Origin of the sequence: Pseudomonas sp. NPDC089406, from assembly GCF_044900265.1 — a bacterium.
Classification (GTDB): domain Bacteria; phylum Pseudomonadota; class Gammaproteobacteria; order Pseudomonadales; family Pseudomonadaceae; genus Aquipseudomonas; species Aquipseudomonas fakonensis.
The window spans coordinates 206,514-230,136 of the sequence record NZ_JBJDNC010000001.1 but is presented as its reverse complement, the minus strand read 5'-3'; the positions used below and the strand labels follow the sequence as shown (position 1 = coordinate 230,136).

18 protein-coding genes are annotated in these 23,623 nt (G+C 64.9%); 7 read left to right on the top strand and 11 right to left on the bottom strand.

Annotated features, from left to right (window positions below):
* Window positions 1-181 precede the first annotated feature (181 nt).
* From ACI2KK_RS00985 to ACI2KK_RS00970, 4 genes are read left to right on the top strand one after another with little or no spacing between them, the layout of a single operon-like run.
* On the top strand, window positions 182-895 hold the full coding sequence (locus ACI2KK_RS00985; protein WP_217840197.1) for an ABC transporter permease: 714 nt from the start codon (window positions 182-184) through the stop codon (window positions 893-895).
* Between the two features lie 13 nt (window positions 896-908).
* Window positions 909-1,820 carry a glycine betaine ABC transporter substrate-binding protein gene (locus ACI2KK_RS00980; RefSeq protein WP_404667554.1) on the top strand — a complete coding sequence of 304 codons (912 nt, stop codon included), beginning with the start codon at window positions 909-911 and terminating at the stop codon, window positions 1,818-1,820.
* A complete protein-coding gene (locus ACI2KK_RS00975) occupies window positions 1,817-2,470 on the top strand; it encodes an ABC transporter permease (protein ID WP_217840199.1) in 654 nt (217 codons plus the stop codon). Before ACI2KK_RS00980 ends, ACI2KK_RS00975 begins: the two co-directional genes overlap by 4 nt.
* Window positions 2,467-3,624, top strand: coding sequence for a betaine/proline/choline family ABC transporter ATP-binding protein (locus ACI2KK_RS00970; protein ID WP_404667553.1), 1,158 nt, complete (start codon window positions 2,467-2,469; stop codon window positions 3,622-3,624). The genes ACI2KK_RS00975 and ACI2KK_RS00970 overlap by 4 nt, the downstream gene beginning before the upstream one ends.
* A gap of 232 nt (window positions 3,625-3,856) precedes the next feature.
* Here the strand turns inward: ACI2KK_RS00970 and ACI2KK_RS00965 are convergent, their stop codons facing one another.
* The 3 genes from ACI2KK_RS00965 to ACI2KK_RS00955 all read right to left on the bottom strand — a co-directional run bounded on the left by ACI2KK_RS00965 (window position 3,857) and on the right by ACI2KK_RS00955 (window position 7,849).
* Entirely contained in the window at window positions 3,857-6,274 is a 2,418-nt protein-coding gene (locus ACI2KK_RS00965; protein ID WP_404667552.1) for a TonB-dependent siderophore receptor, read from the bottom strand.
* A 109-nt stretch (window positions 6,275-6,383) separates the two neighbouring features.
* The gene (locus tag ACI2KK_RS00960; protein WP_404667551.1) at window positions 6,384-7,346 is read right to left on the bottom strand and encodes a FecR family protein; all 963 of its coding nucleotides are present in this window, start codon (window positions 7,344-7,346) and stop codon (window positions 6,384-6,386) included.
* 17 nt (window positions 7,347-7,363) lie between these two features.
* On the bottom strand, window positions 7,364-7,849 hold the full coding sequence (locus ACI2KK_RS00955; protein WP_404667550.1) for a sigma-70 family RNA polymerase sigma factor: 486 nt from the start codon (window positions 7,847-7,849) through the stop codon (window positions 7,364-7,366).
* A 582-nt stretch (window positions 7,850-8,431) separates the two neighbouring features.
* On the opposite strand from ACI2KK_RS00955, the gene ACI2KK_RS00950 reads away from it, so the two are divergent.
* On the top strand, window positions 8,432-9,595 hold the full coding sequence (locus ACI2KK_RS00950; RefSeq protein WP_217886392.1) for a type III PLP-dependent enzyme: 1,164 nt from the start codon (window positions 8,432-8,434) through the stop codon (window positions 9,593-9,595).
* A gap of 193 nt (window positions 9,596-9,788) precedes the next feature.
* On the opposite strand, the gene ACI2KK_RS00945 is transcribed toward ACI2KK_RS00950, so the two are convergent.
* The gene (locus tag ACI2KK_RS00945; RefSeq protein ID WP_404667549.1) at window positions 9,789-10,538 is read right to left on the bottom strand and encodes a tetratricopeptide repeat protein; all 750 of its coding nucleotides are present in this window, start codon (window positions 10,536-10,538) and stop codon (window positions 9,789-9,791) included.
* Between the two features lie 2 nt (window positions 10,539-10,540).
* Window positions 10,541-11,221 (bottom strand): Fe2+-dependent dioxygenase, encoded by a 681-nt coding sequence (locus tag ACI2KK_RS00940; RefSeq protein ID WP_217886394.1) that lies wholly within the window; start codon window positions 11,219-11,221, stop codon window positions 10,541-10,543.
* Between the two features lie 271 nt (window positions 11,222-11,492).
* Here ACI2KK_RS00940 and ACI2KK_RS00935 point away from each other — a divergent pair, with 271 nt between their 5' ends.
* Both ACI2KK_RS00935 and ACI2KK_RS00930 read left to right on the top strand, forming a co-directional pair.
* The gene (locus ACI2KK_RS00935; RefSeq protein WP_404667548.1) at window positions 11,493-13,793 is read left to right on the top strand and encodes a TonB-dependent receptor; all 2,301 of its coding nucleotides are present in this window, start codon (window positions 11,493-11,495) and stop codon (window positions 13,791-13,793) included.
* Between the two features lie 336 nt (window positions 13,794-14,129).
* Window positions 14,130-16,682, top strand: coding sequence for a PepSY domain-containing protein (locus ACI2KK_RS00930; protein WP_404667547.1), 2,553 nt, complete (start codon window positions 14,130-14,132; stop codon window positions 16,680-16,682).
* A 111-nt stretch (window positions 16,683-16,793) separates the two neighbouring features.
* Here ACI2KK_RS00930 and ACI2KK_RS00925 read toward each other — a convergent pair whose 3' ends face one another.
* The 6 genes from ACI2KK_RS00925 to hisS all read right to left on the bottom strand — a co-directional run bounded on the left by ACI2KK_RS00925 (window position 16,794) and on the right by hisS (window position 23,614).
* The gene (locus ACI2KK_RS00925; RefSeq protein ID WP_404667546.1) at window positions 16,794-17,585 is read right to left on the bottom strand and encodes an amidohydrolase; all 792 of its coding nucleotides are present in this window, start codon (window positions 17,583-17,585) and stop codon (window positions 16,794-16,796) included.
* Entirely contained in the window at window positions 17,573-18,721 is a 1,149-nt protein-coding gene (locus ACI2KK_RS00920) for a pyridoxal phosphate-dependent aminotransferase (RefSeq protein WP_404667545.1), read from the bottom strand. The genes ACI2KK_RS00925 and ACI2KK_RS00920 overlap by 13 nt, the downstream gene beginning before the upstream one ends.
* Window positions 18,722-18,922: 201 nt before the next feature.
* Window positions 18,923-20,386, bottom strand: coding sequence for a ribosome biogenesis GTPase Der (der, locus tag ACI2KK_RS00915; protein ID WP_404667544.1), 1,464 nt, complete (start codon window positions 20,384-20,386; stop codon window positions 18,923-18,925).
* Between the two features lie 117 nt (window positions 20,387-20,503).
* Window positions 20,504-21,673, bottom strand: a complete 1,170-nt coding sequence (gene bamB, locus ACI2KK_RS00910; protein ID WP_404667543.1) for an outer membrane protein assembly factor BamB — start codon at window positions 21,671-21,673, stop codon at window positions 20,504-20,506.
* A complete protein-coding gene (locus ACI2KK_RS00905) occupies window positions 21,648-22,289 on the bottom strand; it encodes a tetratricopeptide repeat protein (protein WP_217840216.1) in 642 nt (213 codons plus the stop codon). Before ACI2KK_RS00905 ends, bamB begins: the two co-directional genes overlap by 26 nt.
* 38 nt (window positions 22,290-22,327) lie before the next feature.
* On the bottom strand, window positions 22,328-23,614 hold the full coding sequence (gene hisS, locus ACI2KK_RS00900) for a histidine--tRNA ligase (RefSeq protein WP_217840217.1): 1,287 nt from the start codon (window positions 23,612-23,614) through the stop codon (window positions 22,328-22,330).
* Between the last annotated feature and the right edge of the window lie 9 nt (window positions 23,615-23,623).

Here is a 23,623-nt window from a genome sequence, read left to right as displayed (position 1 = left end):
CCTGCAACCCGCTTCGGTTGGGGATTGGTTTCACCAGCATTTTCGGGCCCGACGGGGTTCGGCTCATGGCCTGATCGCAGCCCACGGTTGCCTCACGCTGCTACTCGCGAACACACCACCCGCCGCCAGCATTGGCCGGCTTCAAAGAAGTGTGCTCGCCGACAACACAAGGAGTCCGCCTGTGGCTACACGCTACGGTAAAGGGCTGTTGGGATGCGCCACCGTGCTCGTCATCCTGGCCCTGCTGATCCACTGGATCGGCACAGACACGATCGCGCGTTATCGCGACGATCTTGGGTTCTACCTGCAAGCGCACCTGGTACTGGTGCTGGCTTCGATGGCGGCGGCGCTGGCCGTGGGCATCCCCGCCGGCATTGCGCTGAGTCGACCGCACCGGGTCGACAAAGCCGAGCGCTTCATGCAGTTCTTCAACGTTGGCAACACCATCCCCCCCCTGGCCGTTCTGGCCATTGCCCTGAGCATTCTGGGCATCGGCGCAGGCCCTGCGATCTTCGCGCTGTTCCTCGCCTCCCTGCTGCCCATCGTGCGCAACACCTACGAGGGCCTGAAAAACGTCCCCGCCTCGCTCAAGGAAGCCGCCACCGGCATCGGCATGACCCCGCGCCAGCAACTCTGGCAGGTGGAGTTGCCCAACGCCGTGCCGATCATCGTCGGCGGTGTGCGTGTGGCCCTGGCATTGAATGTGGGCACCGCACCCCTGGCGTTTCTGATCGGCGCCAACAGCCTGGGCAGCCTGATCTTCCCCGGCATCGCCCTGAACAACCAGCCACAGTTGCTGCTGGGCGCCGCCTGCACGGCGCTGCTGGCCCTGGTGCTGGATGCCCTGGTGAGCTTCTCCAGCAAGCGCTGGCTGGAACGCGGCCTGGCCGGATAACAAGAGGGAACCCATGAAAAAGACAATCGCCTTGCTGCTGGGCGCGGCCCTGCTATGCGCAGGTTATGCCCAGGCAGCTGAAAAACCCCTGGTGCGCATCGGCGCGCGGGTGTTCACCGAGCAGACCGTGCTCGCCGAAATCACTGCCCAGTACCTGCGCGCCAACGGCTTCGATGTGCGTGTGACCACCGGCCTTGGCAGCAGCATCGCGCGCCAGGCCCAGGAGACCGGCCAGCTCGATTTGATGTGGGAGTACACCGGCGTCTCGCTGGTGTCGTACAACCATATCGACGAGCGCATGCCCAGCGCCGAGGCCACCTACGCCCGGGTAAAACAGCTGGATGCGCAGAAGGGCCTGATCTGGCTGACCCCGTCGAAGTTCAGCAACACCTACGCCCTGGGCCTGCCCAAGGAAGTCGCTGCAGCTTATCCACAGGTCAACAGCATCAGCGACCTCAACCAGGTGCTGCGTGACGAACACCAGCGTAACCACCTGGTGGCCCTGGACACCGAGTTCGCCAACCGCCCGGATGGCCTGGTGGGCCTGAAAGAGCTGTACGACCTGCAGGTCGGCCGCCCGAACATCCGCCAGATGGACGCGGGCCTGGTGTACACCGCCATGCACAACAACCAGGTGTTCGCAGGCCTGGTCTACACCACCGACGGCCGGCTGAACGCGTTCAACCTCAAGCTGCTGGAAGACGACAAGCACTACTTCCCCGACTACACCGCAGCCCCTGTGGTGCGCAAGCAGGTGCTCGACGCCAACCCGCAACTGGCCGCGCTGCTCAAACCGCTGGCCGAGCAACTGGACGACCAGACCATGCGCGAGCTCAACGCCAAGGTCGACGTCGAACACCAGAACCCCACCGCCGTGGCCAGCGCTTTTTTGCGTGAACACCCGCTGAAGGAGGTACAGCCATGAGCCTGCTCGACACCTTCGCCCACCTCGACTGGGCCCAGGTTGTGCAACTGACCTGGCAACACATCATGCTGGTGGGCATCGCCGTCAGCCTGGCGATTCTGGTCGGCGTGCCGCTGGGCATCCTGATGACCCGCTTCCCGGCCGTCGCCGGCCCCTTGCAGGCCAGCGCCACGGTGCTGCTGACCATCCCGTCGATTGCCCTGTTCGGCCTGCTGCTGCCGTTCTACAGCAAATTCGGCCAGGGCCTCGGCCCGCTGCCGGCGATCACGGCGGTGTTCCTTTATTCGCTGCTGCCAATTTTGCGCAACACCTACCTGGCCCTGACCAACGTCGAGCCCGGCATCCGTGAAGCGGCGCGCGGTATCGGCATGACCTTCGGCCAGCGCCTGCGCATGGTCGAGCTGCCCATCGCGGTGCCGGTGATCCTCGCCGGCGTGCGCACCGCCGTGGTGATGAACATCGGCGTGATGACCATCGCCGCCACCATCGGCGCCGGCGGCCTGGGTGTGCTCATTCTTACCTCCATCAGCCGCAGCGACATGTCGATGCTGCTGGTCGGCGCCGTGCTGGTGAGCCTCCTGGCCATCATCGCCGACCTGCTGCTGCAAACCCTGCAACGTGCCCTGACTCCAGAAGGACTGCGCTCATGATCGAACTGAAGAACCTCAGCAAGACCTTCAACGTCAACGGCAAAGACGTCAAAGCCGTCGACTCGGTAAGCCTGACTGTCAACGAAGGCGAAATCTGCGTATTCCTCGGCCCCTCGGGCTGCGGCAAGAGCACCACGCTGAAGATGATCAACCGCCTGATCACCCCGACCAGCGGCCAGGTGTTCATCAATGGTGAAGACACCAGCGCGCTGGACGAAGTGACCCTGCGCCGGCACATCGGCTATGTGATCCAGCAGATTGGCCTGTTCCCCAACATGACCATCGAGGAGAACATCACCGTGGTGCCGCGCCTGCTGGGCTGGGACAAGCAAAAATGCCATGACCGCGCCCGCGAGCTGATGCACATGATCAAGCTCGAGCCCAAGCAGTACCTGCAGCGCTACCCGCGCGAGCTGTCCGGTGGCCAGCAGCAGCGCATCGGGGTGATCCGCGCGCTGGCGGCCGAGGCGCCGGTGCTGCTGATGGACGAGCCGTTCGGTGCGGTCGACCCGATCAACCGCGAAATGATCCAGAACGAGTTCTTCGAAATGCAGCGGGCGCTGAACAAGACCGTGATCATGGTCAGCCACGACATCGACGAGGCGATCAAGCTGGGCGACAAGATCGCCATCTTCCGCGCAGGCAAGCTGCTGCAGCTGGACCACCCGGACACCCTGCTGGCGCACCCGGTGGACGATTTCGTCAGCAACTTCGTCGGCCAGGACAGCACCCTCAAGCGCCTGCTGCTGGTGCGTGCCGAGGACGCCGCGGACAACGCGCCGTCGGTAAGCCCCGAAACACCGGTGGCCGATGCCCTGGAACTGCTCGACGAGCATGACCGCCGCTACGTGGTGGTGACCGACGGGCAGAACAAGGCACTGGGTTATGTGCGCCGGCGTGACATGCACCGCCAGCAAGGCAGCTGCGCGGACTTTTTGCGCCCGTTCAACGCCACGGCAGCCCACGACGAGCATTTGCGCATCCTGCTGTCGCGCATGTACGAATTCAACCGCGCGTGGTTGCCGGTGCTGGATGCCGAGCAGGTGTTCCTGGGCGAGGTGACCCAGGAATCGATTGCTGCGTACCTGAGCTCGGGGCGTTCGCGCGGGGCCAAGACCAGCATTGTGTCGCCGGCTGAGGCTGTGGCCTCCTGACCCAACGCCGGGGGCGCGTTGCACCCCAATCGCCGGCAAGCCGGCTCCTACAGGGGTTCGCGTTCACCTGTAGGAGCCGGCTTGCCGGCGATGCGGTATCAGGCCTTATATAGCCGTGGGGCAGGTGCCGGCCTCTTCGCGGGTAAACCCGCTCCCACAGAGGCAGCGCAAGGTTTCAAGTTTGCGCTGGGCCTGTGGGAGCGGGTTTACCCGCGAAGCAGGCGATGCGGTATCAGAACCCTACACTGGCCTGTACATAGAAGGTCCGCGGCTCACCCACATAAATGCCGGCGTTGTTGTCGCTCGAGCGGGTGAAGTACTGCTTGTCGAACAGGTTCTTCACCCCCGCCGCCAGCTTCAGGTTGGACAACTGCGGCCCGAAGTCATAACCACCGCGGGCATGCCAGGTGACGTACCCGGGAATGTCGCCATACCGCCCATCGGCACTCGGTTCGGTGATGTAGTTACCGGTGAACGCGCCGGTGCTGGTCACCCCGGTACCCGGCGCGCGCTGCTTCGATTGGGCGTAGGCATCCAGGTTCCAGGTCCAGTGGTTGACCTGGTAACGCACCCCGGCAGTGGCCACCTGGCGCGAATAGAACGGCAGGTCGCGGCCTTTGAAGCCCGGGATTTCCCCTTCATAGGTGGCGCGGGTATAGGTGTACCCGGCATTCACCGACAGCCCGCTCAGGCGCGGGTCCAGGCCGGCCAGGTCGTAGCGTGCCGAAGCCTCGATGCCCTGGTGCTTGGTCGCCCCCAGGTTGGTCCAGCCCACGTCGTTGCTGATGTACTGCAGCTCGTCGTCGAAGTCGATGTAGAACAGCGTCAGCTCGCCGGCAAAGCCACCATCGTCATAGCGCGTACCGACCTCGTAGGTCTTGGCTTTCTCGGGTTCCAGGCCATTGGCGGTGCTGTCGCCATTGCCGCCCTGGCCCAACTGGAAGTACTGCAGGCTGCCGAACGAGGTCTCGTAGTTGGCGAACAGCTTCCAGGCATCGGACAGGTGATACATCACGCTCAACGCCGGCAAAGGCTCGTTGCTGCTGATGCTGCGGTTCTTCTCCGAGACCGGTACGCCATCGGGGTCAAGCACCGGGCGGTCGCGCCAGTCGGTATTGATGTGCTCGAAGCGGATGCCCGGGGTGATGGTCCAGTTACCCACGTCGATCTTGTCGTCGATGTAGTAGGCGCTGGCCTCGGTGCCGCCGCTGCGGTCCTGGAACACATGGCCGTCGGAAGTCGGGGTGGGGGTCGGAACGTTGTCGATCAGCTCAAGACGCGTGGACTGCTCGCGCATGGCTTCTTTCAGGTAGCGGTAGCCGACACTGACCTCCTGGGTGGTGGGGCCGGCGAAGAACACCCGCGACAGGCGCGGCTCGATGGCGAAGGTGTGGTAGTTGCGCGGGTACGACGACAGGGTCTTCATGTCGCGGGCCGCGATGGCGCTGCCGCGAAAGCTGTCGGTGTAATACGTGAGCACTTCAAGCTGGGTGGCGTCGTCCAGCTGGCGCTGCCACTTGAACGACACATCCTTGCGCCGCCCGGCGAAGTAGTCGTAATCACGCAGCGACTGGTACGGGTTGCTGTCGTACTGGGCCTGGGTCAGGCCGCCGGGCATATCGGCGCGGCCATCGTAATAGTGGAAGTTGAGCCAGAACTCGTCCACATCAGTGGGCGCCCAGTGGGTCTTGAGGATGACGTCGTCGATGTCGTTGCCATTGTTGCTCTCGCGGTAGCCGTTGCCGTTGACCCCGGTGTACAGCAACGCCACGCCCATGCCGTTGTCGGCGGTGCCACCGACGAAGGCCGACTCGGTGTGCTTCCAGCCGCCGCGCTGCGAGGTCTCAAGGGTGGTGGCAAGCTCGGCCGAAGCCTTCTCGGGGATGGCCCGGGTGACGAAGTTGATCACCCCGCCGACGTTCTGCGGCCCATAGCGCACGGAACCAGCCCCACGCACCACGTCGATGCTGTCGAGGTTGCCCGAGGAAATCGGCGCCATCGACAGCTGCGGCTGGCCATAGGGGGCAAACGCCGCCGGGATGCCGTCGATCAGCACCGTCGAGCGCGGCGACAGGCGCGAGGTCAGGCCGCGCACGCCGACGTTCAGCGACAGGTCGCTGCCGCCGGTGCCGTTGGAGTCCTGCACCTGCACCCCGGGGATGCCACGCAGTACGTCGCGCACGTTCATCGCGCCCTGCTCGACCATCGCCTCGCGGCGCACCACGGTGCGCGCGCCGGGGTGGTTCTGCACCACGCTCTGCTGGGCATCACCCAGCCAGTCGCCGACCACCTTCACATCGGTGGGCGCCAGCTCCAGGCTGCCGGTGGTAAGGGTGCCGGCAGGTTGCGCAGGCTTGACCACCACGGTGTCGGCAGATTGCTCGAAGGTCAGCCCGCTGCCCTGCAGCAACTGTTGCAGGGCCTGCTCCGGGGCCAGGTTGCCAGACACCGCCGGCGCCTGCTTGCCGGCCACCAGCTCCGGGCTGAAGAACAGTTGCAGCTGGGTTTGCTGGCCCAGTTGCTTCAAGGCCGACGCCAGCGGCTGGGCCTGGATCTGGATGCTGTCGGCGTAGCTGTTGGCGGCTGCGGCACTGACCGCCAGGGCCAGCGCCAGGCGGCGCAGGGTATGAAGGGGCTTGTTGTTGTTCACGTCTTCGATAAATCCTGAGAGGTCGGGATAAACGCCAACCGCATGCAAATGTAAATGCTTGGCAGTTGCAGCTGGCGGGGAAGACGAACGGGCGAAAAAAAACCTGAATCTATTTTGCAATTATTTCGCTGGAACCATCGGCGTGCTGCTTCACCGCCACCGGCAGGATGCTCGGCAAGGCGCGCAACAGAGCGTCCGGGTCGTCGGTGCTGAAGGTGCTCGACAGGCGCAGGTTGGCGACCTTGCCCGGTGCCACGCGCAGTGGCTGGGCGCGGTAGCGCGACACTTCGGCCACCACTTCGCTGAGCGGGGCGTTGTCGAACACCAGCTTGCCCTGGCGCCAGGCGGTCAGGGCGCCGGCATCCACGGCGTAGGCCGGGGCCACCTGGCCATGGGCATCGATGTGCGAGCCCTGGCCTGCGCCCAGTTGCGCCAGCGACTCGCCCGCGCCCTGCACCCGTACCGAGCCCTGCTCCACCGCAACGCGGGTACTGGCCGCATCCTGGCGCACATCGAAACGGGTACCGGTGACGGTCACCTGGCCCTGGGCGGTGCCGACCACGAACGGCCGGGCGCTGTCGTGGGCGACAACGAACATCGCCTCGCCCTGGTTCAACTGCACGCGGCGTTGCCCCGGCGCAAACTCGACGCTCAGGCGCGTGGCGCTGTTCAGCTCCAGATGCGAGCCGTCGGGCAGCTCGAAGGTGCGCCGCTCGCCCATGGCGGTTTGCAGCACCTCGTGGTGGTTGAGCCGCTGGTACTGCCAGCCCGTCCACCCCAACCCCAAGGCCGCCAGCGCCACGCCGGCGGCCAGGGCCTGGCGCAACACGCGGCGGCGCGGCAACTGGCGCACGGGCTCGGCGCGGCACAGGGCTTCGAGGCGTTGCCGGGGAATGAAGTCGGCAGCGCGCCACAGCTCCACCAGCCGCTGGTACTCCTCGCGGTGTTGCGGTGCCTGGGCCAGCCAGTGCTCCAGTTCAGCGCGCAGCGGCGCATCGCCCGGCGCGTCCTGCACCCGGGCAAACCAGGCGGCTGCCTGCTCGCCCACCGGCTGCGCAAGCTGCTGTTTCATCGATCGGGTCTCCTGACTCATCCGGCCACATCCAGGTGCTCACGCAGGTGGCGGAGCGTGCGGATCATATACTTTTCGACCATGTTCTTGCTCAGGCCCATGCGCTCGGCGATCTCGGCCTGGGTCAGGCCCTCGAGCTTCTGCCAGATGAACACCTGGCGGCAGTTCAGCGGAAGCTGGGCCAACGCCCGCTCGACGCTGTCGGCCAACTCCAGGGCGTGCACGTAGGCTTCAGGGTCGCTGCCGGCGCCGGCGCTTTCATCGAACGCCTCCAGCGCCAGGGCCTGGCGACGGTCTTCGCGGCGATAGCCGTCCACCGCAATGTTGCGCGCGGTCTGGTGCAGGTAGGCACGCGGCTGCTCGACCTGCTCGCGCGGGTTTTCCAGCACGCGCACGAACGCATCGTGGGTGAGGTCCTCGGCCTGCTGACGACTGCGCAGCTTGCGCGTCCAGGTGCCGATCAGCTCGTGGTAGTGGTCGAAGAAGCCTTTGTGTCCAGACACGGTCAGGGTCGTCAGGGCGGCAGACAAGGGTGCGAATAGTAATGTTTCGCATCAAAACCGGCAATTCCGCCAGTCGGTAACAAAAAATTTATGCGTAGTTTCATGCACCAAGGTGCCAGTAAATCGTGGCCATAAATATGAACACTTCGGGCCCTATCGCAGGCAAGCCTGCTCCTACAGGAATTGCGAAACCCTGTAGGAGCAGGCTTGCCTGCGATGGCCGTGACGCTGTCTATTCCACAATTTTTAACGCTTGAAATACCGAGGGGAACATCTGCCGGTCACACGAGTCGGTTATTCAGAATGCAGGTGGCCGATCCGCGACGAACACGCCCGGATTGCCTGTTGATCTTGCCGGGTTCACGCCCTAAAGTGCGCGCCGAACGTCCATGCTGGAAACGATCCATCCGGCTCAAGTACTGACGACGAGACAGCAAGGTCACCCGCCGCCGCTTCACGGGCACGGTTGACCTTTTTGCTTTCGGCGACATGCCTTGGGAAGTAGGCGAACCAAAGTGGGGATACGGAGGACGTTCAGTTGCAGCCACTTATCTTTTCAGTTTGCCCATGGAGCCCTTGAGCATGTCGATCCAGGTCGAAGACTACTTCGCGCGTGACACCTTCCAGAAAATGAAGGCGTTCGCCGACAAGCAGGAAACCCCGTTCGTACTCATCGACACCCAGATGATCAGCCAGGCCTATGACGACCTGCGCGCCGGGTTCGAATTCGCCAAGGTGTACTACGCGGTCAAGGCCAACCCGGCGGTCGAAATCATCGACCTGCTCAAAGAGAAGGGTTCGAGCTTCGACATCGCCTCGATCTACGAGCTGGACAAGGTGATGAGCCGCGGCGTCAGCGCCGACCGCATCAGCTACGGCAACACCATCAAGAAGTCCAAGGATATCCGCTACTTCTACGAGAAGGGCGTGCGCCTGTTCGCCACCGACTCCGAAGCTGACCTGCGCAACATCGCCAAGGCCGCCCCGGGCTCGAAAGTCTACGTGCGCATTCTGACCGAAGGCTCCACCACCGCCGACTGGCCGCTGTCGCGCAAATTCGGCTGCCAGACCGACATGGCCATGGACCTGCTGATCCTCGCCCGCGACCTGGGCCTGGTGCCTTACGGCATCTCGTTCCACGTAGGCTCGCAGCAGCGCGACATCAGCGTGTGGGACGCTGCCATCGCCAAGGTGAAGGTGATCTTCGAGCGCCTGAAGGAAGAAGACGGCATCGAGCTGAAGCTGATCAACATGGGTGGCGGCTTCCCGGCCAACTACATCACCCGTACCAACAGCCTCGAAACCTACGCCGAAGAAATCATCCGCTTCCTGAAAGAAGACTTCGGTGACGACCTGCCGGAAATCATCCTCGAGCCTGGCCGTTCGCTGATTGCCAACGCCGGTATTCTGGTCAGCGAAGTGGTGCTGGTGGCGCGCAAGTCGCGTACCGCCGTGGAGCGCTGGATCTACACCGACGTGGGCAAGTTCTCCGGCCTGATCGAAACCATGGACGAAGCCATCAAGTTCCCGATCTGGACCGAGAAAAAGGGCGAAGCCGAAGAAGTGGTCATCGCCGGCCCGACCTGCGACAGCGCCGACATCATGTACGAGAACTACAAGTACGGCCTGCCGCTGAACCTGGCCATCGGCGACCGCCTGTACTGGCTGTCCACCGGTGCCTACACCACCAGCTACAGCGCCGTGGAATTCAACGGATTCCCGCCGCTGAAAGCCTACTACCTGTAATGCAAGACGGGGCCGCAAGGCCCCGTTTTTGTTTGCCAGCCCCTGCACCGTGGTGCTCTTTGTAGGAGCGGCCTCGTGTCGCGAAAGGGCTGCGCAGCAGCCCCGGCAATTGATGCGGCGAAGTTGAAATCCTGGGGCCGCTACGCGCCCCTTTCGCGACACAAGGCCGCTCCTACAGGGGATCGCGTCGGCTTCATTCTTTGCGCTGTTCGATCTCCTCGGCATAGCGCTGCGCAAAGCTCATCAGCGAAGGCCCCGCCCCTTGAAGGGTCGCCAGCGCACTGCGCAAAAAGTTCAGGTTACCCTCCTCCCGCGCCCGCTCCAGCCACGGCGCCGCCTCGGCAACCTCGCCCCGCTCCAGCAACACCAGCGCCAGGCTGAACATGCCGCGAAAATCCCCCGCCTCGGCCGAGCGCCGATACCAGCGCACCGCCCGCGCAGGGCTTGCGGTAGTGGCAATGCCCTGCTCCAGGTAACGCCCGTACAGGTTCATCGACTTGGCATGGCCCAACTGCGCGCCTTGCTCGTAGCAGGCCAGTGCCTGGGCCTGGTTGGCCGGCACGCCGCGCCCGGTGGCCAGCAGGTTGCCCAGGTTGTACATGCCCCAGTCCAGCCCCGCGTCAGCGGCACGTGCATAGTGGATCGCCGCTTGGGCGAGGTTCACCTCACCGCCCCAGCCATGCTCAAGGCAACGCCCGAGCATGTTGTGGCCCATGGCGCTGCCACCCTGGGCGGCAATGCCGAACCAGCGCCGGGCAACCACCTCGTCGGCCTCGATACCCAGCCCGTCGAGCAGGATCTGCCCCAGCAGCAACTGCGCCTCCACCACCCCCTGCCCCGCAGCGGCCAGAATCGCCTGGGCGGCCTGGCCCGGGCTGTGCTCGAGCATGGCCTTCAGGCCCGCCACATCCACCAGTTCTTCACGGCGCAACTGATACGACATGCTCAAACCTCCGCCCAGCGGCGCAGCAGGTTGTGGTAGGTGCCGGTCAGTTGCAGCAGCGATGGGTGCTCGGGCACATCGGCGGTGAGCTGGCGGATGGCGTTGTCCATCTCGAACAGCAAGGTGCGCTGGCCGTCGTCGCGCACCAGGCTCTGGGTCCAGAAGAACGCCGCGTAGCGCGCGCCGCGGGTGACCGGGTTGACCTTGTGCAGGCTGGTGCCGGGGTACAGCACCAGGTCGCCGGCGGCAAGCTTGACCTGCTGCACACCGTAGGTGTCCTGGATCACCAGCTCGCCGCCGTCGTAGCTGGCCGGGTCGCTCAAGAACAGGGTCGAGGACAGGTCGGTGCGCACCCGTTCCGGGCTGCCCTTGGGCTGGCGCAGGGCGTTGTCGATATGAAAATCGAAACTGCCGCCCTCGCGGTAGCAGTTGACCAGCGGCGGGTAGACCTTGTGCGGCAGCGCCGCCGACATGAACAGCGGGTTGCGCCACAGGCGGTCGATCAGTGCGCTGCCCAGCTCTTTCGCCAGCGCATGGCCTTCGGGCAACTGCAGGTTGTGCTTGGCCTTGGCCGACTGGTAACCGGCAGTCACCTTGCCATCGGCCCAGTCCGCCTGCTCCAGTGCCTCGCGGATACGGCTGATCTCGTCAGCGTCGAACAGCCCGGGAATGTGCAGCAGCATGGCGGTGGTACCTGGAGCCTAAGGGGGGGGCAATGATATTGATTCCCTTTTACGCGACACAAGCCCCTTCATCGGTTGACCGCCCCAACCGTTACGCCCGTGGCAGTGGGCTTGCCCCGCGGTCAGGGCCCGGCACAACCTTGTTAAATTCATGAAACACAAGGTGTAAAGAATGTAAATTCTTAACGGATGGTAACGCTTCTCAATTGTTACTTACATTCGCTTACATTAGCATCCGCGGCCTTCACTACCTTGGGGAAGGTCAAAAACAATGCGCCACGTGCCAAACGCCGTCAGTTCACCACGCCTGCTCGCCTCTGCCATCGGCATGGCGATCACCGCCACTTCCGCCTACGCCGCAGACCCTGCAGCCAGCTCCGCCATCACCCTGGACGCCACCAGCGTCAACGGCAAGGCCGAGCAGGCCAGCACCGACTACAAGGTCGAAAAGGCGTCGTCGCAGAAGTACACCGCACCGCTGGTGGACACCCCGCGTTCGGTCACCGTGATCCCGCAGCAGGTGATCAAGGACACCAACGCCCTGAACCTGCAGGATGCCCTGCGTACCGTGCCGGGTATCACCTTTGGCGCCGGCGAAGGCGGCAACCCCCAGGGCGACCGCCCGTTCATCCGCGGCTTCGATGCCCAGGGCGACACCTACCTGGACGGCGTGCGCGACACCGGCGCGCAAACCCGCGAAATCTTCGCCATCGAGTCGGTGGAAGTAGCCAAAGGCCCGAACTCGGCCATCGGTGGCCGTGGCGCCGCCGGCGGCACCATCAACCTGGTGAGCAAGCGCGCCCACCTGGGCAACTCGCTGGACGGCGCCTGGACCTGGGGCAGTGACCAGACCCAGCGCTACACCTTCGATGGCAACTACCAGTTCAGCGACAGCGTGGCTGGGCGCCTGAACCTGATGACCCACGAAAGCAACGTGGCCGGGCGCGACAAGGTCAACTACGACCGCTGGGGCATCGCCCCGTCGCTGGCCTTCGGCCTGGGTACGCCGACCCGCGTCAACCTCGACTACTACCACCTCGAAAGCGATGACCTGCCGGATTCGGGCATCCCCTACAGCATCCCCACGGCAGGCAGCGCCGCGCGCACCTCGGCGCACCCAAGCAAGCCGGACGACGGCGGCGACAGCAGCAACTTCTATGGCCTGACCAACCGGGACTTCCGCAAGAGCCGGGTGGACATCGCCACCTTCGCCATCGAGCACGACCTGACTGACGCGCTGACCATCAAGAACACCCTGCGTCACGGCAACAGCATGCAGGACTACATCCTCACCCAGCCCGACGACAGCCAGGGCAACGTCAACCGCGGCAGCGTCTGGCGCCGGGCCAACACCCGGGTAGGCAATACCGCCACCACCACCAACCAGACCGACCTGTTTGGCGAGTTCTACCTGGGCGGGCTGAAGAACAGCTTCTCCACCGGCGTAGAGTTCAGCCGTGAGGAGTCCGAGCGCAGCACCTACAACGTCAGCACCCTGGCCGGCACCACCAAGGTCGGCAACCTGAACGTGTGTAACGGCATCGGCGCACCATACAACTGCACCTCGCTGGGCAACCCGACCCCGGACGACCCGTGGAACGGCGCCATCTCGCGCAACTACGCCGGCACCACCACCCGCAGCAACACCGCGGCCCTGTATGTCTTCGACACCCTCGAACTGACCCCGCAGTGGCTGCTGAACATGGGCCTGCGCTACGACCACTTCGATACCGAGTACCGCGGCTACAACGCCGACGGTTCCACCGTGGTCAACAGCAAAGGTGTCGCCTCCAAGGGCGAGGACACCAGCGAGTTCGTCACCGGCCAGCTGGGCCTGGTGTGGAAACCGGCCGACAACGGCAGCATCTATGTGTCCTACGCCACCTCCGCTACCCCGCCCGGCGCCTCGCTCGGTGAAGGTATGGAAGGCAACCCGTTGGGCAACAGCACCGACCGCAGCGGCAACCTGCTGAGCAGCGACATGGAGCCGGAAGAAACCACCAACTACGAAATCGGTACCAAGTGGGACCTGCTCGACGAACGCCTGTCGCTGACCGCCGCGCTGTTCCGCACCGAGAAGGAAAACGCCCGGGTACAGGTGAACACCACCACCTACGAGAACGTCGGCGAAACCCGCGTGCAGGGCATCGAGCTGTCGGCCAGCGGCAAGATCACCGAAAAATGGCAGGTGTTCGCCGGCTACACCTACATGCAGGCCCGCCAGATCGACGGCGGCGCGCTGGGCAAGGTCAACGACGGCAACCAGCTGCCGAACACGCCGAACAACAGTGCCAGCCTGTGGACCACCTACCAGGTCACGCCGAAGTTCACCGTCGGGGGTGGCGCCTTCTACATGGACGAGGTGTACGGCAACGTGGCCAACACCACCATGGTCGACAGTTACGTGCGCTACGACGCCATGGCCGCCTACAAGCTGACCAAGAACATCGACCTGCAGTTGAACGTGCAGAACCTGACCGACAAGGTGTACTACGACAAGGCGTTCTCCACCCACTTCGCCAACCAGGCGGCCGGGCGCACGGCGCTGCTGACCACCAGCGTGCATTTCTGATAGGACCCAAGGCTGGTCGATACCTGCACCGGCCCTTTCGCGGGCAAGCCCGCTCCCACAGGGACTGCATAAGCCTCAGGCCAGTGCCGTACCTGTAGGAGCCGGCTTGCCGGCGATGAGGCCGGTTCAGGCAGCACAAGACAGTTGCTCCCACAGGACTGTCACAGGCCTGAAAATTGTGCGGCCCCTGTGGGAGCGGGCTTGCCCGCGAAGAGGCCGGCACAGGATGTGCCTGAACTTGCAGCCCTGCGCCCCGTTCATTACTGAACGGGGCGTTCGCGTATCAAGGCATAATGCACGCCGCGCAACAGACGGCGGCAATACAAGGTGAGAGACGTGGTGAAGAAGACGCTGTTCCAGCTGCACTGGTTCTTTGGCATTACCGCAGGCCTGGTGCTGGCCTTGATGGGCATTACCGGGGCACTGTATTCGTTCCAGGAAGAACTGCTGCGCGCGTTCAACGCCGATGTGCTCAAGGTCGAGGTACGCGCCGAGGGCGTGCTGCCGCCGGCCGAACTGGTACAACGGGTCGAGGCCGCCCAGGGCGAGAAGGTCTCGATGCTGTGGGTGGACGTGCGCGAAGGCAATGCCGCGCGGATCTTCTTCACCCCGCCGCCCGGCGAGCGCCGCGGCACCCTGCGCTACGCCGACCCGTACACTGGCGAGCTCAAGGGCGAAGCCGCGGGGCAAGGCTTCTTCAGCCTGATGCTCAACCTGCACCGCTTCCTGGCCATGGGCGACACCGGCCGGCAGATCACCGGTGCCTGCACCTTGATGCTGATCTTCTTCTGCCTGTCTGGCCTTTACCTGCGCTGGCCGCGCAAGGCGCTGAACTGGCGCACCTGGCTGACCCTGGACTGGGCCAAGAAGGGCCGCGCCTTCAACTGGGACCTGCACGCCGTGTTCGGTACATGGTGCCTGGTGTTCTACCTGCTGTTCGCCCTGACCGGGCTGTTCTGGTCCTATGAGTGGTACCGCGCCGGGCTGAACAAGCTGCTGGCCGACCCGCCTGCCGCAGGCGAGCAAAAACGCGGCGAAGGTCGTGGCCGCCACGGCCCGCCCAAGGTCGACAAAAACGCGCCGGCGCTGGTGGTCGACTACGACGCCATCTGGGCCAGCCTCAAACAGGCTGCAGGCCCGGGCCTGGCCATGTACAACCTGCGCCTGCCACCGGCAGGTGGCCAGCCGGCCAACCTGTTCTACCTGCAAGCAGATGCCGCGCACCCGCGTGCCTTCAACACCCTGGTGCTGGACCCGGCCACCGGCCAGGTCAAAAGCCACGACCGCTACCTCGACAAATCCTTCAAGGCGCAGCTGCTGCAAAGCGTCTACGCCCTGCACGTGGGCGAGTACTTCGGCCTGCCGGGGCGCATCATCGTCACCGCAGCCAGCCTGACCATGCCGCTGTTCTTCGTCACCGGCTGGCTGCTGTACCTCGACCGCCGCCGCAAGAAGCGCCAGGTGCGTGCTGCCCGTGGCGCGGTGGGTGCTGCCGGCAAGGCGGACGACAGCTGGCTGGTGGGTTTTGCCAGCCAGAGCGGCCTGGCCGAACAACTGGCCTGGCAAAGCGCCGGCCAGTTGCAGGCCGCCGGCTACCCGGTGCAGGTGCGCCCGCTGGCCGAACTGGGCGAGCCCGAGCTGCGCCAGGCCAACCGCGCGCTGTTCGTGGTCAGTACCTTTGGTGATGGCGAGGCGCCGGACAGCGCCCGCGGCTTCGAGCGCAAGGTCATCGGCCAGCCCTGGGCGCTGCAGCACCTGGATTACGCCCTGCTGGCCCTGGGCGACCGCCAGTACCCGCACTTCTGCGGCTTCGCCCGGCGCCTACAGGCCTGGCTGGCCGAGCGCGGTGCCAGCAGCGCGTTCAGCCCGGTAGAGGTGGATAACGCCGACCCGGCCGCGCTGCAACTGTGGCAGCAGGAACTGGCGCAGCTGACCGGCACCCAGCCGGTCGCCGCCTGGCAGCCGCCAAGCTTCGGCAACTGGACCCTGGCCAGCCGCGAGCTGCTCAACCCGGGCAGCCAGGGCCAGCCGGTGTACCTGCTGGGCCTGCGCCCGCAGGAGCCCGCCAGCTGGGAGGCCGGTGACCTGGTGGAGATCCTGCCGCTCAACGGCCAGGTGCGCATCGACGCCTTCCTCCACGGCATGGCGCTGGACGCTGCAGCCCAGGTGCAGGTCGACGGCCTGGCTGAAACCCTCGGCCAGGCCCTGGCCGGCCGCCAACTGCCGACCCGTCGCGACCACCTGATCGGCTTGCATCCGCAGGCGCTGGTGGATGCGCTGGTGCCCATCGGCAGCCGCGAATACTCGATCGCCTCGATTGCCAGCGACGGCGTGCTGGAGCTGATCGTGCGCCAGGAACGTCACCCCGATGGCCACCTGGGGCTGGGGTCGGGCTGGCTGACCGAGTACCTGCCGGTGCAAGGCAGCGTCAGCCTGCGCCTGCGCCGCAACAGCGGCTTCCACCTGCCCGAGGGCGATGCGCCGCTGGTGCTGATCGGTAACGGCACGGGCCTTGCCGGGCTGCGCAGCCTGCTCAAGGCGCGTATCGCGGCCGGCGAGTCACGCAACTGGCTGCTGTTCGGCGAACGCAACCGCGCCCACGACCTGCTGTGCGCTGCACAGCTTGAGGGCTGGCTGGCCAAGGGTGAACTGGCGCGGCTGGACCTGGCGTTCTCGCGCGACCAGGCCGAGAAGGTCTATGTGCAGGACGTACTGCTGCAACAGGCTGGCGAGCTCAAGCGCTGGGTCGAGGACGGTGCCTGCATTTATGTGTGCGGCAGCCTGCATGGCATGGCGGCCGGGGTGGATGCGGCGTTGCAGGGCATGCTGGGGGAGGCACAGGTACAGCAGCTGATAGAGGATGGGCGCTATCGGCGGGATGTGTACTGATTTGAATTTGATGTAAACAGGGCCGGCCCTTTCGCGGGGCAAGCCCGCTCCTACAAGGACACGTTGCAATCTGTAGGAGCGGGCTTGCCCCGCGAAGAGGCCAGGCCTGTTTTAATGCAAATCGAAGGTGTCGGCATCCAGGTTGGCCGGGAAGCGGGTGCGGTAGGCGGCCAGTTCCGCCGCTCGCAACTCCACGGTGAACACCCCGTCGGCCTCGCCTGCACTCAGCAGGCTCTCGCCCTGGAAGTCCAGCACCTGGCTGTCGCCGGAATAGGCAAAGCCCTTGCCATCGGTGCCCACCCGGTTCACCGCCGCCACGAAGCACAGGTTCTCGATGCCGCGTGCCGGCAGCAGGCGGTTCCAGTGCAGGCGGCGCGCTGCTGGCCAGTTGGCGGTGTACAGCAAAAGGTCGGTGTCCTGAGCGTCGCGGCTCCACACCGGGAAGCGCAGGTCGTAGCAGATCAGCGGGCGAATGCGCCAACCCTTGAGCTCGAACTGCACCTGGCGCTCGCCGGGGGTGTAGTGCTTGTGCTCGCCGGCCATGCGGAACAGGTGGCGCTTGTCGTAGTGCAGTATCTCGCCATCCGGGCGCGCCCACAGCAGGCGGTTGCGGTGGCTGCCGTCAGCGGCCTGGATGATCACGCTGCCGGTAACCACCGCCCCGGCCTTCTTCGCCTGGACCTTGAGCCACTTGTAGGTCGGGCCGTTCTCTTGCTCGGCGAGGGCTTCGGACTCCATCGAAAAACCGGTGGTGAACATTTCCGGCAGTATCACCAGGTCGACCGCGCCGGCCTGGGCAATCAGCTCTTCGAAGTGGGCGTAGTTGGCCTCGCGGTCCTGCCAGGCCAGGGTGGTCTGCACCAAGGCCACTTTCAGGTTGGGCAGTGCACTCAGATCGCGCATAGTCGTTCCGCCGCCTGACGCAGCGTCTCCTCACGTTTGGCAAAGCACAGGCGTACCAGGCGTTGCTCGGGGATGGGTTGCTGGTAGAACACCGACACCGGGATGCTTGCCACACCGTGTTCGCGGGTGAGCCACAGGGCCATGTCGACGTCGTTAAGGTCCGGGCGGATCTGCGAATAATCCACCAGCTGGAAGTAGGTACCCGGGGTGCGGGTGAAGCTGAATCGCGAGCCCTGCAGCAGGTCGCAGAACAGGTCGCGCTTGGCCTGGTAGAAGCCCGGCAGCTCGTCGATATGCTCCGGGTGTTCGGCCATGAAGTCGGCCAGGGCGCACTGCAGTGGCGTGACGCCGCAGAAGTTGACGTACTGGTGCACCTTGCGCAGCTCGGCACTCAGGGCCGGCGGGGCGATCACGTAGCCGGTCTTCCAGCCGGTGACGTGGTAGGTCTTGCCGAACGAGCTGATGACGAAGGCTCGCGAGTACAGCTGTTCATGGGCAAGCACGCTGGCATGGCGCACGCCGTCGTAGATCAGGTGCTCGTACACCTCGTCGCTGATCAGGTAGATGTCGCGCCCGGCAATCAGGGCCGCCAGCTGGTCGAGGTCCTGCAGGCTGATCAGCGCCCCGCTTGGGTTGTGCGGCGAGTTGAGGATGACCATGCGCGTGCGCGGGCTCAGGGCGTCGCTGAAGCGCTGCCAGTCAATGCTGAAGCTGCCGTCGGCCAGCGGCACGTGCACACAGCGGCCACCGGCCAGTTCCACCGAGGGTTCGTAGCTGTCGTAGCAAGGGTCGAAGACGATCACCTCGTCACCGGCCTGGATCACCGCCTGGATGGCGCAGAAAATCGCCTCGGTGGCACCGGGGGTGATGGTCACTTCCTGGTCGGCATCCACGTTCACCCCGTACAACCGGGCGACCTTGGCCGCTACCTGCTGGCGCAGGGCCGGCAGGCCGGTCATCGGCGCGTACTGGTTGTGCCCGGCAGCCACATGGCGGCCAACGGCATCGAGCAGGGCCTGGGGGCCGTTGAAATCGGGGAAGCCTTGGGAGAGGTTGAGCGCGCCGGTCTGGACGGCCAGCTGCGACATGGTGGTGAAGATGGTCGTGCCGACGTTCGGCAGTTTGCTGCGGATCATGGAGCCCTCTTTCCTGGGGTTTGTCCGGCACGGGGGTGAGTCCGAGCATAGCGGATCGAGCAGTCAGGAAAAAGGTTGAAACAATAGGGGGATTGCGTTGGGTCAAAGGGCCTCATCGCCGGCAAGCCGGCTCCTACAGGGTTGTGCGATCCCCTGTAGGAGCCGGCTTGCCGGCGATAGGGCCATCAGCCCAGTCGAGTATCAGCGCTTGTCGCGGCGCTTCTTCTCGGCTTTCTTGTGGTGCGACATCAGGCGGCGCTTCTTGTTGACCTGGCGGTCGGTGAGGGTGTTCTTCTTGCCCTCGAACGGGTTGTCGCCACCCTTGTACTCGATGCGGATCGGCGTACCCACCAGCTTCAGCACGCGGCGGTAGGTGTTCTCGAGGTAGCGCGAGTAGGAGTTGGGGATCTTGTCGGTCTGGTTACCGTGGATCACGATCAGCGGCGGGTTGGCGCCACCCAGGTGGGCATAACGCAGCTTGATCCGGCGGCCATTCACCAGCGGTGGCTGGTGCACCACGATGGCGTCTTCGAGAATCTGCGTCAGGCGGCTGGTCGGCCAGCGGGTGACAGCCGACTTGAACGCGGCCTGCACCGACTTGTACAGGTTACCCACGCCGGTGCCGTGCAGCGCCGAAATGAAGTGAATGTCGGCAAAGTCGACGAAGAACAGCCGGCGCTCCAGCTCGGTCTTGACGTAGTCACGCTCGCCCGGCTCCATGCCGTCCCACTTGTTCAGGGCAATCACTACGGCGCGGCCGGCGTCCAGGGCGAAGCCCAGCAGGTTGAGGTCGTGGTCGACCACGCCTTCGCGGGCGTCCATGACGAAGATCACCACGTTGGCGTCCTTGATCGCCTGCAGGGTCTTCACCACCGAGAACTTCTCGACCTCTTCGTGGATCTTGCCGCGCTTGCGCACCCCGGCGGTGTCGATGAAGGTGTACTTGTCACCATCACGCTCGAACGGGATGTAGATACTGTCGCGGGTGGTGCCCGGCTGGTCGTACACCACCACGCGCTCTTCGCCGAGCATGCGGTTGACCAGGGTCGACTTGCCCACGTTGGGGCGGCCGATGATGGCGATCTTGATGCCGTCCTTCTCGCTCGGGCCGGGGATGCGCGTGGCTTCCTCGCCTTCGGCGACGTCCTCGTCGAGGGCTTCGTCCTCGGCGTCACGCGGGATGTGGCCGAGCAACGACTCCATCAGCGCGTTGATGCCACGGCCCTGCGAGCCGGCCACCGGGATGGCGTTGCCCATGCCCAGCGGCGAGAATTCGGCGCGGGCGATGTCCGGGTCGATGTTGTCGATCTTGTTGGCGACCAGGATTGCCTCTTTGTTGCGCTTGCGCAGGTGGTCGGCAATCATCTGGTCGGCAGCGGTCATGCCGGCGCGGGCATCGACCAGGAACAGGACGTAGTCGGCCTCTTCGATGGCCATCAGCGACTGCTCGGCCATTTTCTCGTCCATGCCCACTTCGTCGCCGGTGATACCACCGGTGTCGATGAGGATGTACGAACGGCCCTGCCAGCTGGCATCGCCGTACTGGCGGTCACGGGTCAGGCCGGACAGGTCACCGACGATGGCATCGCGGGTCTTGGTCAGGCGGTTGAACATGGTGGATTTGCCGACATTGGGCCGGCCCACCAGGGCGATTACGGGAACCATGCGGTCTCCACTCTTGAATTCTTGAAAATGCAAAGGCCGCTGCAAAGGCAGCGGCCGGTATTCGGGCGGTGCATCGTGCACCGCAGCCCGGGGCCGGTCAGAGCCCCAAGCTTAGCTTCAGCGGATGGTCAGTGCCTCGAGCTTGCCGCTGTTGCCGAAGACATAGATGGTGTCGCCGACCACAAGTGGGCGGGCGCGCAGGCCATCGCTGTCGATACGCTCACGGCCGACGAAGCGGCCATCGACCTGGCTCAGCAGGTGCAGGTAACCCTCGAAGTCACCTACCGCCACGTAGCTGGAGAACACTTCCGGCGCCGACAACTGGCGGCGAGCCATGCTGTCGTTGCTCCACAGGGCGCTGGAGGAGCGCTCGTCGATACCCTCGACGGTGCCCGACGCCTCGCTGACGTAGACGTTGCCGAAGCCCTGGGCGACACCCACGTAGCTGGAGGCATCGCGCTGCCACATCACGCGGCCGCTTTCCAGGTCCAGGCCGGCGACGCGGCCCTGGTAGGTGCCGACGTAGAGCGTGCCACCGGTCAGCAGCAGGCCGCCGTCGATGTCCACTACGCGGTCAAGCTCCGAACGACCCTGCGGGATGGCCACACGGCTTTCCCACACCGGCACGCCGTTGCTGATGTCTACCGCCACCACCTTGCCGGTGGACAGGCCGGCGACGGCCAGGCGGTTGGTGACGATCGGCGCACCGGTGCCACGCAGGGTCAGTACCGCCGGGGTGCTTTCGTAGATCCAGCGACGGTCACCGGTGGTGGCGTCGAGGCCGATCAGGCGGTCGTCCTGGGTTTGTACCACCACCACGTCGCCGTTGTTGGCGGGCGGTGCCAGTACTTCGCTGGTAACGCGCGAACGCCAGCGTTCTTCGCCGGTGCTCGAGTCCAGGGCGACGACTTCGCCCTTGAGGGTGCCCAGCATGACCAGGCCGTAGCCCACGCCGACGGCGCCGGAAACCGGCAGCTCGAGGTCTTTCTTCCAGACCACGTCACCGTTCAGGCGGTCGAGTGCGAACACCTTGCCGTTGACGTCGGCTGCGTAGATGCGGTCGTTCTCGATGGCCGGTACCAGGGTGTTGTAGGTTTCACCCTGGCCGTCACCAATCGAACGGCTCCACTGCTTTTTCAGCACCACTTCTTCGGTGAACTTGGTCAGTTCGGCCGGTGGCAGTTCCTTCTTGCTGTTGCTGCTGCAACCTGCGGCCAGTACGGCGAGGGTGAGCACAGCTGCTGTTTTCCAACCCTTCACGTCAGGCGTCCCCTTTGGCCAGGTCATCCAGCTTCAGTTGCAGGCCACCGACCGCGGCGTCGTCAGACAGCGCAGCCTTGGCTTTTTCGTAGGCACCGTGCGCGTCGTCGGCACGGCCCAGTTGTACCAGCAGGTCGCCCTTGAGCTCTTCGCGGCTGGCCTGGAACGCCTTGTCGGTGTCGCCGTCGAGCAGCTTGAGCGCTTCTTCTGCCTTGTCCTGAGCTGCGAGCACGCGGGCCAGGCGCTGGCGCGAGATCTCGCCCAGGGTGGCGTCGGCCGGCTTGTCCAGCACGGCTTTGAGTTCGGCAGCGGCGTCGTCCAGCTTGCCGCTGTCGACCGCCACTTTAGCCACGAACAGGCTGCCGTACTGGGCATAGGCGGTACCGCCGAACTCGCTCTTGAGCTTGCCGGACAGCTCGGCAACCTTGCCGGCGTCTGGCTGGCCGTCCGGGGTCAGCGAGGTTTCCAGCAGGGCCTGGTACAGCGCCGAAGCGCCTTGGGACTGGTTGGCCTGGTACTTGTGCCAGGTCTGCCAGCCCATCACCACCACGCCGGCCAGCAAGGCACCGGTCAGCAGCGGCTTGCCGTTGCGGTTCCACCAGTCCTTGACGCCTGCCAGATCATCATCATCGGTACTCGACACCCCAATACTCCTTTTCGCCTATTCGTTGTTGAACCGCGTTACGCCTGGGCGATCGCGGTTTCCAGGTGCTCGGCAAGAGCATCCCAGGCAATGTTCTGTTGTTCGCCCTGGCCACGCAGGGGCTTCACGCCGACTTGCTGCTTGGCGAGCTCGTCGTCGCCGAGGATCAGCGCGAACAGCGCGCCGCTCTTGTCGGCCTTCTTGAACTGGTTCTTGAAGTTGCCGCCGCCGGCGTTGACCGCCAGGCGCAGCTTCGGCAGGCGGTCACGCAGTTGCTCGCTGAGCTTCAGGCCCGCCAGCTCGGCCTGCTCGCCAAAGGCGCACAGGTAAACGTCGAGGGTACGGCTGATCGACTCGGGCACCTTGCCCAGGGTTTCGATCAGCAGCAGCAGGCGCTCGATACCCATGGCAAAGCCAACGCCGGTGGTCGGCTTGCCGCCCATCTGCTCGACCAGGCCATCGTAGCGGCCACCGGCGCACACCGTGCCCTGGGCACCGAGCTTGTCGGTGACCCACTCGAACACCGTCTTGCTGTAGTAATCCAGGCCGCGCACCAGCTTGGTGTTGATCACGAACGGGATACCGGCTGCATCAAGGCGGGCCTTCACGCCCTCGAAGTGCACGCGGGACTCTTCGTCCAGGTACTCTTCGAGCTTGGGCGCGCCCACCAGGGCGGCCTGGGTGCCTTCGTTCTTGCTGTCGAGGATGCGCAGCGGGTTGCTTTGCAGGCGGCGCTTGCTGTCTTCGTCCAGCTGGTCGATGCGCTGGGAGAGGAACTCGACCAGTGCATCACGGTAGCGCGCACGGGCTTCGCTGGTACCCAGGCTGTTGAGCTCCAGGGTTACCGCGTCCTGGATGCCCAGCAACGCCCACAGGCGCCAGGTGAGCATGATCAGCTCGGCGTCGATATCCGGGCCGGCCAGGTTGAACACCTCGACACCGATCTGGTGGAACTGGCGGTAGCGCCCCAGCTGCGGGCGTTCGTGGCGGAACATCGGGCCCACATACCAGAGCTTCTGCACCTGGCCATTGCCGATGATGCCGTGCTCCAGCACGGCACGCACGCAGGCGGCGGTGCCTTCCGGGCGCAAGGTCAGCGAGTCCTTGTTGTCCTGGAAGGTGTACATCTCTTTTTCGACGATGTCGGTGACTTCACCGATGGAGCGCTTGAACAGCTCGGTGAACTCGACGATCGGCGTGCGGATCTGGCTGTAGCCGTAGCTGTCCAGCAGGCCGGCCACGGTGCCCTCGAAGTAGCGCCACAGTGGCGACTGGTCGGGCAGGATGTCGTTCATGCCACGGATGGCTTGCAGCGATTTGCTCACGAATAGTCC

Coding starts and splice junctions, on each gene's coding strand:
- ACI2KK_RS00950 (WP_217886392.1), top strand. CDS start 8,432: ATGTCGATCCAGGTCGAAGACTACTTCGCGCGTGACACCTTCCAGAAA.
- ACI2KK_RS00935 (WP_404667548.1), top strand. CDS start 11,493: ATGCGCCACGTGCCAAACGCCGTCAGTTCACCACGCCTGCTCGCCTCT.
- bamB (WP_404667543.1), bottom strand. CDS start 21,673: ATGACCTGGCCAAAGGGGACGCCTGACGTGAAGGGTTGGAAAACAGCA.
- ACI2KK_RS00925 (WP_404667546.1), bottom strand. CDS start 17,585: ATGCGCGATCTGAGTGCACTGCCCAACCTGAAAGTGGCCTTGGTGCAG.
- ACI2KK_RS00960 (WP_404667551.1), bottom strand. CDS start 7,346: ATGAAACAGCAGCTTGCGCAGCCGGTGGGCGAGCAGGCAGCCGCCTGG.
- ACI2KK_RS00940 (WP_217886394.1), bottom strand. CDS start 11,221: ATGCTGCTGCACATTCCCGGGCTGTTCGACGCTGACGAGATCAGCCGT.
- ACI2KK_RS00975 (WP_217840199.1), top strand. CDS start 1,817: ATGAGCCTGCTCGACACCTTCGCCCACCTCGACTGGGCCCAGGTTGTG.
- ACI2KK_RS00970 (WP_404667553.1), top strand. CDS start 2,467: ATGATCGAACTGAAGAACCTCAGCAAGACCTTCAACGTCAACGGCAAA.
- ACI2KK_RS00920 (WP_404667545.1), bottom strand. CDS start 18,721: ATGATCCGCAGCAAACTGCCGAACGTCGGCACGACCATCTTCACCACC.
- ACI2KK_RS00945 (WP_404667549.1), bottom strand. CDS start 10,538: ATGTCGTATCAGTTGCGCCGTGAAGAACTGGTGGATGTGGCGGGCCTG.
- der (WP_404667544.1), bottom strand. CDS start 20,386: ATGGTTCCCGTAATCGCCCTGGTGGGCCGGCCCAATGTCGGCAAATCC.
- ACI2KK_RS00980 (WP_404667554.1), top strand. CDS start 909: ATGAAAAAGACAATCGCCTTGCTGCTGGGCGCGGCCCTGCTATGCGCA.